Raw genomic sequence first — 14,259 nt, 5'->3', positions numbered from 1 at the left:
GGCCTTTCAGCAAAGCACAATGAGTCGGTCAAAGGTCAGGCCAGTTTGACCCAAAGCACATTGTCGCCCACCCCAGGGGCCCAGTCTTCTACGTAGGAGGTGTGTGCCTGAAGGCAGGACCAGTTCTTTGCAGCGTGTCTCACTCGCTGGTCTTTTGCATACTGAGTGTTCAGTTTCCATGCCGGATACTCGCCCCCGCCACTCTCAGTGCTGACGCTCAGAACGTTACTGGACGACGAAAGCTTGTTGTTCAGGTCGCGCGCTTTCACCGCGTAACGGTATGGGGTGTCTGGTGTGAGGCCAGAGTCTACAAAAGAGGTCTGAGTGACGCTCACGGTTTTGATATGAATGTCGTCCCGATAGATCAGATAGTCGACTATTGGGTCCGTGCCGGTGGATGCCCCCCACATCAGGCTGACACTGTGTGTGGTCTGGCCCATGCTGTGCAGGTTCGTCGGAGCGGTAGGCCCCGCTCCACCTTCTGGCAAGGTGTGCACTTGAATCGGCCGGCTGGGCGCAGAGATATGGCTGCGATCGTCGACCGCGCTGATGGCATATGTGTACTGGGTTTCAGGCGCCACGCTGTTATCGGCAAAAGCAAGATTCGGAGCGTCTACATCAACCAAAAATCTTCCGTTACGCGAAATGCGGTAGCAGGCGATCGGAAAGGGACCGGTTCCTGCATTCCAATTCAACAGTACTTGCTTGTCAGTGACCTTGACAGCAGCCAGTCCAGTCGGTGGAACCGGCCGTTCACCGCCGCCTTCCGGTGGCACGAAATTCAGATCAATCACTTGGTAAAAAGCCATGGAAGTGTTGGCCACTTCCCAGACGGCCAGCAATGCGTGGTACCCGTCCCGTTCCGGTAGTGGGACACCATGGGTGGTGGGTGAAGCGGGCAACATTTGCTCGCCATGGGCCCAATGCGGTTGCAGGTTGATTTGCACTGTGTAAAACGGCTCCGCTTCAAACTGGTCGCGCGACAGGACCTTGTCAGGATCCCAACCTTCCCTGGTCATGAAATAGTTCCAGCGCCGGGTCGCGTGCTTCGCGCTGAAACGCCAGGAAATGTCCAGCGTTTCGCCACTTCGCACATCATGTTTTTTCCAATGACTCCCTGGTTCATCCAGTTGTGCACCGGTCAGTTGATTGGCACTGGCAATTTTTCCATCTGGAGGCGGCGGGACGTTGGCGTCGTCATCTTTGGCAAAAGTATCCCTGAGCCCGCCGGCAGTCAGAGGAAAAAACTTGCCGGACTCGCGTTGGTTCAGAGCCCCTAAGTCGAGTCTCCCCGCGAGCCACTCAAAATGTGCCCGTGAAGAGGGAGAAAAAACGTGGCCATGACGCGCATTGTTGCTTCTACTGATAGAGTTCGGACGACCCTGTGACATAGTATTTCTCCATTAACAATCGTAGTAACTTCGATAACCCTGGAATCACATGTAACGCCCTAACCACATCAGCCACTGTCCGACCTGCCTCGCCTCCCTTCTATTGGAAAGCACATCCTGTCGCTTGCACTGTAAGGCTCCATGCTCGAACCCATTGAATACCCGGCTCGCCCTGGTGCCTACTGACAGATCTGACAGTGGGGACAGACGGTCGCGGGTTTTCAACACCGAATGCAGACGTCTTGACCTTTAAAGGTGTTCTGCAACAACAGTCTTTTGCCAGTAAACTCTCTCCCCTTTCGCCGCTGTCATTTGTCTTCGCGGCCATCACCTTTTTTGTAGCGGAGTTGCCCTTGCGTCTGTTCCACACCTCCGACTGGCACCTCGGGCAGAACCTGCACGGCCAGGATCGCGATTTTGAGCACGGCTGTTTTCTCGACTGGCTGCTGCGCCAGCTCAAACTGGACCAGCCGGATGTGCTGCTGATCGCCGGCGACATTTTCGACACGGTCAACCCGCCGGTCAAAGCCCAGGAACGCCTTTACGACTTCATCGTCAGCGCCCATGAGCAGCAACCCTTGCTGACCATCGTGATGATCGCCGGCAACCACGATTCCGGCTCACGCATCGAACTGCCCGCGCCCTTGATGCGCCGCTTGCGCACCCATGCCCTGGGCCGCGTGCTGTGGCTGGATGACGGGCAACTGGACGCCGAGCGCCTGTTGCTGCCACTGCCAAATGCCCAAGGCGACATTGCTGCCTGGTGCCTGGCGCTGCCGTTCCTGCGCCCGGCCGAAGTCACCGGCGCCCATCTGGGCGACAACTATTTGCGCGGCATCGGCCAGGTTCACGAATGGCTGATTGAAGCGGCCAATGCCAAACGGCTGACCGGGCAGGCACTGATCGCTATCAGCCATGCGCACATGGCCGGTGGTTCGGTGTCGGAAGACTCCGAACGCAGCCTGATCATCGGCAACGCCGAAGCGCTGCCCGCCAGCCTGTTCGGACCGACCATCAGCTACGTCGCCCTGGGGCATTTGCACAAGCCACAGAAGGTCAACGGCGAGGAGCGCATTCGCTACAGCGGCTCGCCCATTCCGTTGTCGTTCTCGGAGATCGGCTACCAGCATCAGGTTCTCGTCATCACACTCGACGGCGAAACCCTGGTCAGCGTCGAACCGAAACTGATTCCTCGCTCAGTGAACCTGCAACGTATCGGCCCTGCGCCCCTGGCCGACATCCTTGTGCAACTGGCCGACCTGCCGATCATCGACCTGCTGGCCGACTACCAGCGCCAGCCCTGGCTGGAAGTGCGGGTACGCCTCGACGAGCCGCAACCGGACTTGCGCCATCAAGTGGAAAGCGCCCTGGAAGGCAAGGCCGTGCGCCTGGTGCGCATCGCCGCCGAATACGCCGGCAACGGCAGCCGCGAAGGTGCCGATGAAGGTGCCGGGTTGATCGAACTGGACCAGCTCACGCCCCATGAACTGTTCAGCCGTGCCTGGCAGGACAACTACGGCAGCGAGGTCGATGAGCAAACCCTAAAGGACTTTGCCGAGCTGCTGCAAGACGTGCAGATGGAGGACGAACAGCCATGAAGATCCTCGCCATCCGCCTGAAAAACCTCGCCTCACTGGCCGGGCCGTTTGAAATCGACTTCACCGCCGAACCCCTGGCCAGCGCCGGACTGTTCGCCATCACCGGCCCCACCGGTGCCGGCAAGAGCACCCTGCTCGACGCGTTGTGCCTGGCCCTGTTCGGTGCCGTGCCGCGGCTGAACAACACCGGGCGCGACGCCAAGGTGCCGGACGCCGATGGCGAAATCGGCACCGGCGACCCGCGCACCCTGTTGCGCCGCGGCACTGGCGAAGGTTATGCCGAAGTGGATTTTGTCGGCGTCGACGGCCGCCGTTATCGCGCACGCTGGGAAGCCAATCGCGCCCGGGAAAAGGCCGGTGGCAAACTGCAAGCCAGCCGCCAGAGCCTGCGCGACCTCGATCAGGATCAACTGCTGGCCAGCCAGAAAGGTGAATACAAGACCCAGCTCGAAGCCGCACTGGGCCTGAATTTCGAACAGTTCACCCGGGCCGTGCTGCTGGCGCAGAGCGAGTTCAGCGCCTTCCTCAAGGCCGATGACAACGACCGCAGCGAACTCCTGGAAAAACTCACCGACACGGCGCTATACACCCGGCTGGGCCGGCGGGCCTTCGACAAGACCAAAGAAGCCCGCGAAGCCCACAAACTGCTGCAGGACCAGGCCAGCGGCGTCACGCCCCTGGCGCCTGAGGCCCGCGCCGAGCTCGACGAGCGCTTCCAGGCCGCGCAACAGCAGCTTAGACATCAGCAGGCGCAGCTCAAGCAGCTTGAACTGCAGCACACCTGGCTCAGCGAACTGCGCCGTTTGCATGACGCGCAACTGGCTGCTGCCGAACAACTGCACAGCGCCCGCCAAACCTGGGACAGCCTGGCCAGCGAGCGCATGCAGCTGACGCGCCTGGAGCAGCTCGCCCCGCAACGGCACCAGTTCGCCCGCAAGTCCGAGGTCGATGCGTTACTCACGCCCTTGGCCGAGCAAATCGCCCAGCATACCCGCCAGCACGGCGAACTCAGCGAGCGTCAGGCGCTACTGGAACAGGCCCTTGGCACGACCCGGATCGCATTGGGTGAAGCGCAACAACGGCAAACCGTATGTGCGCCGCTGTTGCGTCAGGCCTTCGAGGAACAAAGCACCCTCGCCCGCCTGGCGAAGGACACGGCCCTGGCCGCCGAAGCCAGACAGAGCGCCGAGCAAGCCTGCACCCAGGGCCAAAGCGCGATTCAAACCTTGCACGAGCAACAGGCCCGGGCTGGCGAACACTTGCAGCGCATGGCGGCCGAGCTGGAACAGAGCGTACATCTGGCGCCCTTGAGCGAGGCATGGAACGCTTACCGCGATCGCCTGCAACAGCTGATGCTGATCGGCAATCGCCTGAACAAGGGCCAGGCCGAACTGGCCAACCTCGAACAGAACGCCGTGCGCACCACGCAGGCGTTCACTGCGCAGAAACAGCAACTGGAGGTGCTGTTCAAGGAGGCCGGCGCCGAACCAGACGCCGTCGCCGAGCAGATCGGCATCCTCGGCAGCCTCTTGCAGGACAACCGCAAGCAACTGCGGGCCATCGAAGACCTGACGCGGCTGTGGGACAGCCAGCAGGACCTGGACAAGCGCGGCGCCGAGTTGCAGCAACGCCAGGTCGCTGCGCAACAGGAACGTGAGCGCCTGACCCAGGACGGGGTAAAGGCCAAGGCTGAACTCGCCATCGCCGAGCAGACCCTGACCGTCACCCGCGAACTGCTGGAGCGCCAGCGCCTGGCCCGCAGCGCCAGTGTCGAGGAACTGCGCGCGCAGTTGCAGGATGACCAGCCCTGCCCTGTCTGCGGCAGCAACGAGCATCCCTACCATCAACCCGAAGCCCTGTTGCAAAGCCTGGGTCGCCATGATGAAAGCGAGCAGGCCACGGCCCAAAAAGCGGTCGACCAGCTCAAGGAAAAGCTGACCGAACTGCGGGCGGAAGTGGGCGGACTGATCGCCCAGCAAAAAGAACTGCTGCAACAGCAGGAACATTTGGCGACCCAGCAACAAGCCCTGGCGCCAAGCCTTGAAGCGCATCCGCTGGCCACCGCCCTGCACAATCAGGACTACGCCAAGCGCGGCGCCTGGCTCAGCCAGCAAAACACCCAGTTGAACCAGAGCATCAGCCAGGACGAACAACGGCAAACCGCCCTGCTCACCCTGCAACAGGACGCCGCGCGCCTGACCCAGCAATTGCGCCACGCCGAAACCGCGCACCAGCAAGCGGCCCAGCATCTGGACAATCAACAGCGTGAGCTGGGCAATGACCGCCAGCGCCTGGACGAAGAACTCGGCGCGTTTGCCAGCCTGTTGCCAGCCGACACCCTGGAAGCGCTACGTCTCGAGCCCGCCGCGACCTTCATGCAGCTCGATCGGCAGATCGCCGAGCGCCTGGCGCAACTCGATCAGCAAAAGGAAGAACTTGCCGAGCAGCAACAGCGTCAGCAACACCTGGAGAAGGAACAGGATCGGCAGCAAACCCGTGTGCAACAATTGCAAACCGCCGAGCAGCAGTTCAATGCACTGGCCGCGCAACAACAGGCGAGCCAGCAGGCGCTCGGACAATTGCTCGCCTCCCACGCCAGTGCCGAACAGTGGCAGCAGCAGCTGGAGCAGGACGTGGAACAGGCGCGCAACGCCGAAACCACGACGGCCACGGAACTGCAGAACGTACTCACGCAGCTCGTGCGAATCGCCGCCGAACTCAAGGCGCAGCAAGAGCGTTTGCACACCCTGGAAAGCGAACAGCGCGAGCTCGGCGACAAAATCGCCGACTGGCGCGCCCGCCACCCGGAACTGGATGACGCTGGCCTTGACGACCTGCTGCGGGTCGACGACGCCAATGTCAGCGAACTGCGCCAACGCTTGCAGCACAGCGAAAAAGCCATCGAACAGGCCAATGTCCTGCTACAGGAGCGCGACAAGCGCTTGCTCGATCATCAGGCGCAGCACAACGGCAACCTCGATGACGAACAGCTCGCCAACGCGCTTACCGAGTTACAAAACCAGTTCGGCGTCAGCGAGCAGCTCTGCGCCGAATTGCGTGCCGAACAGGCTGAGGATCAGCGCCGGCAGAACGCCAATCAGGCCCTCGCGCAACAGATCGCTGACGCGTACAGCGAGTACCAGCGCTGGGCACGCCTGAACGCGTTGATCGGTTCGGCCACCGGCGACACCTTCCGCAAGATCGCCCAGGCCTACAACCTCGACCTGCTGGTGCACCACGCCAACGTGCAATTGCGCCAACTGGTACGGCGCTATCGCCTGAAACGCGGCGGCAGCATGCTCGGTTTGCTGGTGATGGACACCGAGATGGGCGACGAGCTGCGTTCGGTGCATTCGTTGTCCGGTGGCGAGACCTTCCTGGTGTCGCTGGCCCTGGCGCTGGGCCTGGCGTCGATGGCCTCGAGCACGCTGAAAATCGAATCGCTGTTCATCGACGAAGGCTTCGGCAGCCTCGACCCGGAGTCCCTGCAACTGGCGATGGACGCCCTCGACGGCTTGCAGGCCCAAGGGCGCAAGGTCGCGGTGATCTCCCATGTGCAGGAAATGCATGAGCGGATTCCGGTGCAGATCCAGGTCCGCCGCCAGGGCAACGGCCTGAGCACCCTGGAGGTGAAATGATCACGCTCTACTCGTTCCGCCGCTGCCCCTACGCCATGCGCGCGCGAATGGCGCTGCGCTACTGCGAAGTGGCCGTGGACATCGTCGAAGTCAGCCTCAAGGCCAAACCCTCCGAAATGCTCGCACTGTCGAGCAAAGGCACGGTGCCGGTGCTGGACGTGGACGGCCAGGTCATCGATGAAAGCCTGGACATCATGCGCTGGGCCGTCGCCCGCCATGACCCGCAGGACTGGTTGCTCAAGGATGATCCGCAAGGACAGTTGGCCATCGAGGCGTTGATCGAGGAGAACGATCAGCACTTCAAAGTGCACCTCAATCGCTACAAGTACGCCGAGCGCTATCCTGAGCAACCGATGGCGTTCTATCGCGCCGAAGGCGAGGTGTTCCTGCGCAAACTGGATGAGTTACTGGAGGGACGCGACTACCTGCTCACGGATCACCCGAGCCTGGCCGACGTGGCGCTGATGCCGTTCATACGGCAATTCGCCCATGTCGACCGCGAGTGGTTCGCGCAAACGCCCTATCGACGTCTACAGGCTTGGTTGCAGCGGTTTCTGGAGTCCGATTTGTTCACATCGATCATGAAGAAATAGCCCCCTCTGTTACGCCAACACTTCACACATGCCAATGGCCGAGCAATCCACCTGGAACGGTCCGAAAAAACTTTCCTCGGACTTGATCGGCGGATTGCCGGCCAGCATGCCCATGGCCTTTGCCGTTTCGATGTTGCGCGCAATGTTGTGGTTGGCCTCGATGGCCCGGGCTACCCCGCCTATCGAACCTTGCCCTATCCCCAGCAAGGAAAATCCGTTGGTGATGAAGGCCAGGAAAGCGATGACCAAAAGTTTGCAACGGTTCATGCTCCGCCCACTCCCGCCAGTTCCGCCGGATCGACCATCGCCTGCTGTGCGCGATGTTCAAACTGGATGCCAGGGTGTGCGACATGAATCGGCGGTTCGACGCTTTGCTGTGACTGCGGCGAAAGACTGATGACCAGCACCATGACCAGGTAAAGACCGATAGCCACATAGGCGCCGTGTTTGGCAGAGGTGATGATCGAGCTGGCCATGATGAACTCCGTGGACATGTTTCAGAGTCCACAGAATCAATCAAAAAAGCACCGGTAACCAACGAGTCTGATGCATAGCAAATATCAACTTCGTTGATCATTAACCCAGACTATCTCAGTCTTCAATAAAACTCATCATGCGCTCGCGGGCAGCGTCAGGTTCGCCGGGAATGGGTACGGCAGCGGACAGGATGGGGGTCGAGTAGAGGGACAGCAGTACGACGGCGAGACGCAGGGTCATTTTGGCAATCCTTTTCTGATGAAGGAGGAGTCAAAAAATCAGCGTCAAATTTAGAGGCATGGCCACCTGATATCAAGCATTACAGGATGGCTTGTCGCAAACGCGTTATGCAGGAGCGACATCACTTCAACGCCTTTCGCGGCCTGGGCTTCGATCGGCAAGTGACTTCGCTCCTGCATAAAGGCGGCAGGGCTGGAATTTCAGTGCTGGTTTTTGTGGTCCAGCGCGGCGTAGAAGTTGGCGCTCTGTTGCAGGTATTTCTGGGTGTAGCTCTGGGTGTGGGATTTCCTGTCGCTGATTTCAACGTTGGCGCTGGCTGGCAGGGCAACGGTGGCGGAAATGGCGGAAGCGGCGATCACGGAGAAGAGATTGAAGTTCATGCGGGAGTTCCTCGAAGTCAGTTGGCTTGCCTGGCCGGTGGGGCCGTGAAGCAAACTTAACCCTCGGGGCTTAGCCGCTTGAAATGCTTTGTAGCACTTCCACATATCACGCTCATCGATAGAAGGATGCAGGCCCCATCAACCGGGGCCTGCGGCCTATTGACGCACCAGGAATTTCAGGTCACTGGGGGCATCCATCGGCAGGTTTTGCACGGTCTTACCCAACAAGCCAGTCTTGGCATCGCGCTCGACGACGACAATCTGGTTGCTTTTCTGGTTGGCGATCAGCAGGAACTTGCCACTCGGATCGAGGCTGAATTCCCGGGGATGGTCGCCTTCTACCGCGCGACGTTGCAGCTCCTTGAGGTGGCCGGTGGCTGGCTCGATGGCGAACACCAGCAACTGGTTGGCGGTGCCACGGTTGCTGACATAGAGGAACTTGCCGTCCTTCGAGGCATGCAATGCCGCGGCGGCCTTGTCCGAAACCGGCTGACCCGCAGCCAGGTCGACCATTTGGGTTTGCTCCAGCTTGCCGTCGCGGTAATCGAACACCGCCACTTGCGCGCTCATTTCCATGGTCAGCCAGGCGTGCTTGCCATCGGCACTGAACAGCAAATGGCGCGGCCCGCTGCCCGCTGGCAACTGAACGAACGAGGGAGTCGCCGGGATCAACGGCAAGTCGGGATTGGCCTTGGGGTCGAAGCGGTAGACAAACACCTTGTCCGCCCCCAGGTCGTTGGAAAACACGTATTTGCCATCAGGCGAGGAGACCGTCGAATGCACATGCGCCGACATCTGCCGCTCGGGATTGACCCGGCTGGCCGGATGGCTGCTCATCTGCACCACAGGCTTGAGCGTGCCATCGGCCGCCAGCGGCAACACCGCCAGGGTGCCACCCGGATCTTCAGATACCGAGTAGTTGCTGACGAACAAGTGGCTGGCATCAAGGCTGAGACTCGAATGCGTCGGCTCGTTGCCCAGGCTCTGTACCTGGTTGATCAGGCTTAACTCATGGGTCTTGGGGTCAATGGCATAACTGCTCACGCGCCCGACCGGATCGGCCTGGCCCGGGCCATTTTCGTTGACCACGAACAGGTGCTGCTGGTCCTTGGACAGGGTCAGCCAGGACGGATTTTCGCTGTTGATCACCTGTAGCGGCTTGGCGTCGATCTGCCCGGTGGCACTGTCGAAGGCCAGGCGATAGATACCCTGGCTTTGGCCGGCCGTGTAGGAACCCACGAGCAATTGATAGTCGTCGGCGGCCGCCACCTGCACGCCCATCGCGCCGATGCTACCGGCGATCAACAGCGGCCAGAGGTTACGCATCCTGTTGATCATCGTCGTCGTTGTCACCGCTGACGACGTCGTCGAGGCAGACCAGGCGGTGTTCGCCGTTGTTGTCGTTGATCAACCAGCTTTGCAAGGTCGCATCGAACGTTGCCGCCTGGATCTGCGCGGGGGTGAATTCCCAGTGCAGGGCATTGCGACCGTCAATGCATTCGATATGCAGGTTGTCGTCTTCATCGAGGGCGAATTCGAAGGCATGCAGCCCATCGATTTCCACCATCCCGCAGTGTTCGAGGGCGTTGAGCAGGGTGTCGTTTGCAGCAGTCATGGCATTCAATCTTTGAATGGGAAAAACGCAATGATAGCTCATTGCGCCTCATACCAATGTGGGAGCGGGCTTGCTCGCGAAAGCGATGGGTCAGAGACATCCCTATTGATTGGTCGGCCGCCTTCGCGAGCAAGCCCGCTCCCACAAGGAATCGTATTTGGCTGTTAGAGGGCCTCGCGGGACGGTTGGCCATCCACCAGGCGCTGGATACCCAGTGGATTGCTGTTTTTCAGCGCCTCCGGCAGCAAACTGTCCGGGTAGTTCTGGAAACACACCGGGCGCAGGAATCGGTCGATGGCCAGGGTGCCCACCGACGTGCCGCGCGCATCCGACGTCGCCGGGTACGGCCCGCCATGGACCATCGAATCACAGACCTCCACACCGGTGGGATAGCCATTGAGCAGGATTCGCCCGACCTTCTGCTCCAGCAACCCGGTCAGCTCGCTGAACTGCTCGAAATCCGCCTGCTCGCCGATGATGGTCGCGGTCAGCTGACCATGCAGGCCGTGCAGCGCGGCGCTCAGTTGTGCCTGATCCGCCACTTCGACCACCACGGTGGTGGGGCCGAACACTTCCGCTTGCAGCACCTCGTCGCCATCAATCAGCAGGTTGACGTCGGCCTTGAACAGCTGCGGCTGCGCCTGCCGCCCCTGTTGCGCATGGCCCGCCAGGTGTTCGATCCGAGGATGATCGAGCAATGTTTGCAAGCCCTTCGCATAGCTGCCCAGGGTCCCGGCGTTGAGCATGGTCTGCGCCGGTTGGTCGGCCATCATGTCGGCCAGTAGCTGGAGGAAGGCGGTGAACTGCGGCGAACGGATGCCGATCACCAGGCCAGGGTTGGTGCAGAACTGGCCGCAACCCTGGACCACCGAAGCCGACAGGCCACGGGCGATGGTTTCCGTGCGCGCCTGCAGCGCCTGGGGCAGCACGATCACCGGGTTGATGCTGGACATTTCGGCAAACACCGGGATCGGTTGCGGGCGTGCCGCGGCCATGTCGCACAAGGCTCGACCACCTTTGAGCGAACCGGTAAAGCCCACCGCCTGGATGGCCGGATGCTTGACCAGCGCTTCACCTACCCCGCCGCCGTAGATCATGTTGAACACGCCGGCCGGCATCGCGGTTTTCTGTGCCGCGCGAATGATCGCATCGGCCACCTGCTCGGCCGTGGCCATGTGGCCGCCATGGGCCTTGAACACCACCGGGCAACCGGCGGCCAGGGCCGACGCGGTGTCGCCACCGGCGGTGGAGAACGCCAAGGGAAAGTTGCTGGCCCCGAACACCGCCACCGGTCCGAGCCCGATACGGTACTGACGCAGGTCCGGACGCGGCAACGGCTGACGCTCAGGCAGGGCCTGGTCGATGCGCGCGCCGTAGAAGTCGCCACGCCGCAGCACAGCGGCGAACAGGCGCATCTGGCCGCTGGTGCGGCCACGCTCACCGATAATCCGTGCAGCAGGCAGCGCGGTTTCGCGGCACACCACGCTTACGAACTCATCCCCCAGCGCATCCAGTTCATCGGCGATAGCGTCGAGAAATTGTGCGCGCCGCTCGGCACTCAAGCTGCGATAAGCCGGGTACGCTGCAGCGGCAGCCTTGGCGGCGGCATCGACTTCTTCCGGGGTGGCCTGGATGAAAGCATGGGGCAACGCCTCGCCGGTTTCGGCGTCGACGCTGTGCAATGTCACGCTGCCCAACGCGCTGCGCCGGCCGCCGATGTAGTTGTGACCAAGGATCATAGGTAACTCCTTAAAGTGTGCAGACGGTGCCGGGTTCGAAAGCCGCATCGACAGGCGCGATGCCATTGATCAACGGCGCGCCGAATTCGCCCTGGCTGATCTCGAACACATCGCCCGGTTGCGTGCGGATGCCATCGGCAAAAGACAGGGTCGCGGTGCCGAAGAAGTGGATGTGCACATCGCCCGGACGCAGGAACTGGCTGTACTTGAAATGGTGGAACTCGAGGTTGGCCAGGCTGTGGCACATATTGGCCTCACCGCTAAGGAACTCGTTCTGCCACAGCACCTGGCCATCGCGCAGGATACGGCTGGTACCGGCCAGGTGTTGCGGCAGCTCGCCCACCCGCAGCTCCGGTCCATAGCTGCAACTGCGCAGTTTCGAGTGGGCCAGGTACAGGTAGTTCTTGCGCTCCATGACGTGATCGGAAAACTCGTTGCCCACGGCAAAACCGACGCGGTACGGCTTGCCGTCGTGACCGATGACGTAGAGGCCGCTGAGTTCAGGCTCTTCACCGGCGTCTTCGGCAAAGGGTGGTAGCGGGAACGGCTGGCCCGGGCGTACGACAATGCTGCCGTCGCCCTTGTAGAACCATTCCGGCTGGACCCCCGCCTGGCCTGCCGCGGGTTTGCCACCCTCCACGCCCCACTTGAAGATGCGCATGGTGTCGGTCATCGAAGCTTCATCACCGGCCTGCTGGTGCATCTTGTCCCGGGCCGACGCGCTGCCCAGGTGAGTCAGGCCGGTGCCACTGACCAGCATGTGCGCCGGGTCCGGGTGATCCAGCGGCGCCAGGATGCGCAGTTGCGCCAGCAGCTCGGCGTAGTCGTGGCTGATGCCCAACCCGAGGCTCTGCACCTGCTGCTCAAGATTGCAACCCGCCTCGATCGCCGCCAGGGCCAGGTCGCGCACCGTGCGGGCGTCTTGCACTTCACGGACCAGACCTTCCTCGACCACGCCTACGCGGCGTTCGCCGTTACTCAATTCGAACTGAACCAAACGCATGAATATTCTCCATTTACTTGAAAACACCGCCCCCCTGTAGGAGCTGGCTTGCCAGCGAAAGCGGCGGCACATTCACCGTCAATGTGTCAGATAGATCGCCATCGCTGGCAAGCCAGCTCCTACAGGGGTAGGGGTGATTGCCAGATTTTTGTGTCAGGTACGGGTAGCCCCACGCGCACTGGCGGCAAACTCATCCACCGGCAACACATGCTTGCGCTCCAGCAGGCGATACACCACGCCGGTCAACACCAGGCCGAACAGCATCACGCAGGACAGGAAATACAGCCCCGACGCGAGGTTGCCGGTGTACTCCTTGAGCGCGCCGATCACGAACGGGCCGATGTAGCCGCCGAGGTTGCCCACCGAGTTGATCAGGGCAATCCCCGCCGCCGCGCTCGCGCCGGCAAAGAAGCGACCGGGCAAGGTCCAGAAAATCGCCGTGCAGGAAAACAGCGAGAACGCCACCAGGCACAGCGCCGCCAGTTGCAACACCGGCACCGAGAGCCAGGCACTGAAGAACAGGCCGATGGCACCGAGCACGTACAGAGCGGCCAGGTGGCCATACCGATCATTCAATCGATCGGAGCTGCGCGGGATGATCAGCAAACCAACGATCCCGAAGATGTACGGCACCGATGACACGAACCCGGTCACCAGATCAGTGCCGCCGAACTGCTTGATCAAGGTCGGCAGCCACAGGCCCAGGCCATAGATGCTCAGGGTCACCGGCAGGTAGAACAGCGCCAGCAGCAACACGCGTTTGTCCTTCAGGGCGTGCAGCGGATTGCCGTGACGGGTCTGGCCATACTGCTCCAGGTCCTTTTTCAGCTCGCCACTGAGCCAGTCCTTCTCCGCCTGGTCCATCCATTTCACCTGTTGCGGACCATCCGGCAGCCAGCGCAGCACCGGCCAGGTCAGCAGGATCGCCGGGGTGCCGATGACGATGAACAGCCACTGCCAGCCATGCAGGCCGAACACCCCTTCCATGCCCAGCAAACCACCGGATATAGGTCCGGTGATCATCATCGCGATGGGTTGGGACAGGATGAACAGGCCCAGGATCTTGCCGCGATGGCGTACCGGGAACCACTGGGTGATGTAGTAGAGGACGCCTGGAAAGAACCCGGCTTCCGCCGCGCCGAGCAGAAAGCGCATCAGGTAGAAGCTGTTCGGCCCCTGGACGAATGCCATGCCGATGGTGATAGCACCCCAGGTGACCATGATCCGCGCGAACCAGCGCCGCGCGCCAAAACGGTCAAGCATCAGGTTGCTGGGGATTTCCAGCAGGAAATAGCCAATGAAGAACAGCCCTGCGCCCAGTCCGTACGCCGCATCGCCCAGGCCGATGTCGGCGCCCATGTGCAGCTTGGCGAAACCTACGGCGGAGCGATCCACATAGGCGATCAGGTACAGCAGGATCAGGAAGGGAATCAGTTTCAGCGTGATGCGACGTATCAGCCGCAGTTCCTGGCTCATGAGATCGGTCTCCGATTGTTGTTGTTATAGAACCTCGGGGGACGCCTCTCACGGCAAACCGTCAGGGCCATCCCTCCGCTGAAAACGACTATATAGTAATACTATTTAG

Annotated in this window: 13 protein-coding genes; 3 read left to right on the top strand and 10 right to left on the bottom strand. The window is 61.3% G+C overall.

Features of this window, described 5'->3' with window-relative positions; translation table 11 throughout:
* Nucleotides 1-35: 35 nt before the first annotated feature.
* Nucleotides 36-1,391 (bottom strand): lytic polysaccharide monooxygenase, encoded by a 1,356-nt coding sequence (locus tag DKB71_RS15935; protein WP_408601000.1) that lies wholly within the window; start codon nt 1,389-1,391, stop codon nt 36-38.
* A gap of 353 nt (nt 1,392-1,744) precedes the next feature.
* On the opposite strand from DKB71_RS15935, the gene DKB71_RS15930 reads away from it, so the two are divergent.
* The 3 genes from DKB71_RS15930 to DKB71_RS15920 are packed head-to-tail and all read left to right on the top strand — an operon-like array spanning nt 1,745 to nt 7,220.
* Nucleotides 1,745-2,989, top strand: a complete 1,245-nt coding sequence (locus tag DKB71_RS15930) for an exonuclease SbcCD subunit D C-terminal domain-containing protein (RefSeq protein WP_408600999.1) — start codon at nt 1,745-1,747, stop codon at nt 2,987-2,989.
* Nucleotides 2,986-6,627 carry an AAA family ATPase gene (locus tag DKB71_RS15925; protein WP_408600998.1) on the top strand — a complete coding sequence of 1,214 codons (3,642 nt, stop codon included), beginning with the start codon at nt 2,986-2,988 and terminating at the stop codon, nt 6,625-6,627. The genes DKB71_RS15930 and DKB71_RS15925 overlap by 4 nt, the downstream gene beginning before the upstream one ends.
* A complete protein-coding gene (locus DKB71_RS15920) occupies nt 6,624-7,220 on the top strand; it encodes a glutathione S-transferase (protein WP_408600996.1) in 597 nt (198 codons plus the stop codon). The genes DKB71_RS15925 and DKB71_RS15920 overlap by 4 nt, the downstream gene beginning before the upstream one ends.
* Nucleotides 7,221-7,229: 9 nt before the next feature.
* Here DKB71_RS15920 and DKB71_RS15915 read toward each other — a convergent pair whose 3' ends face one another.
* The 9 genes from DKB71_RS15915 to DKB71_RS15875 form a co-directional block, all read right to left on the bottom strand.
* Nucleotides 7,230-7,487 (bottom strand): hypothetical protein, encoded by a 258-nt coding sequence (locus DKB71_RS15915; protein ID WP_274076985.1) that lies wholly within the window; start codon nt 7,485-7,487, stop codon nt 7,230-7,232.
* On the bottom strand, nt 7,484-7,696 hold the full coding sequence (locus DKB71_RS15910; protein ID WP_274076986.1) for a hypothetical protein: 213 nt from the start codon (nt 7,694-7,696) through the stop codon (nt 7,484-7,486). Before DKB71_RS15910 ends, DKB71_RS15915 begins: the two co-directional genes overlap by 4 nt.
* Nucleotides 7,697-7,811: 115 nt before the next feature.
* Nucleotides 7,812-7,937 (bottom strand): hypothetical protein, encoded by a 126-nt coding sequence (locus DKB71_RS15905; protein WP_274076987.1) that lies wholly within the window; start codon nt 7,935-7,937, stop codon nt 7,812-7,814.
* A gap of 200 nt (nt 7,938-8,137) precedes the next feature.
* The gene (locus DKB71_RS15900; protein ID WP_408600995.1) at nt 8,138-8,317 is read right to left on the bottom strand and encodes a hypothetical protein; all 180 of its coding nucleotides are present in this window, start codon (nt 8,315-8,317) and stop codon (nt 8,138-8,140) included.
* Between the two features lie 156 nt (nt 8,318-8,473).
* A complete protein-coding gene (locus DKB71_RS15895) occupies nt 8,474-9,643 on the bottom strand; it encodes a lactonase family protein (RefSeq protein WP_408600994.1) in 1,170 nt (389 codons plus the stop codon).
* Complete coding sequence (locus tag DKB71_RS15890) at nt 9,636-9,974, bottom strand: DUF5629 family protein (RefSeq protein WP_408600993.1); 339 nt, start codon at nt 9,972-9,974, stop codon at nt 9,636-9,638. The genes DKB71_RS15895 and DKB71_RS15890 overlap by 8 nt, the downstream gene beginning before the upstream one ends.
* Before the next feature lie 122 nt (nt 9,975-10,096).
* Nucleotides 10,097-11,671 (bottom strand): aldehyde dehydrogenase (NADP(+)), encoded by a 1,575-nt coding sequence (locus tag DKB71_RS15885; RefSeq protein WP_408600992.1) that lies wholly within the window; start codon nt 11,669-11,671, stop codon nt 10,097-10,099.
* Nucleotides 11,672-11,681: 10 nt separating this feature from the next.
* Nucleotides 11,682-12,674, bottom strand: a complete 993-nt coding sequence (gene araD1 / locus DKB71_RS15880; RefSeq protein WP_408600991.1) for an AraD1 family protein — start codon at nt 12,672-12,674, stop codon at nt 11,682-11,684.
* 153 nt (nt 12,675-12,827) lie between these two features.
* Nucleotides 12,828-14,150 (bottom strand): MFS transporter, encoded by a 1,323-nt coding sequence (locus tag DKB71_RS15875; protein WP_274076992.1) that lies wholly within the window; start codon nt 14,148-14,150, stop codon nt 12,828-12,830.
* Between the last annotated feature and the right edge of the window lie 109 nt (nt 14,151-14,259).

This window comes from Pseudomonas sp. PLMAX, from assembly GCF_046042685.1.
Classification (GTDB): Bacteria; Pseudomonadota; Gammaproteobacteria; order Pseudomonadales; family Pseudomonadaceae; genus Aquipseudomonas; species Aquipseudomonas putida_AE.
The sequence above is the reverse complement of the archived record's forward strand: the minus strand, read 5'-3'. Positions and strand labels throughout refer to the sequence as shown.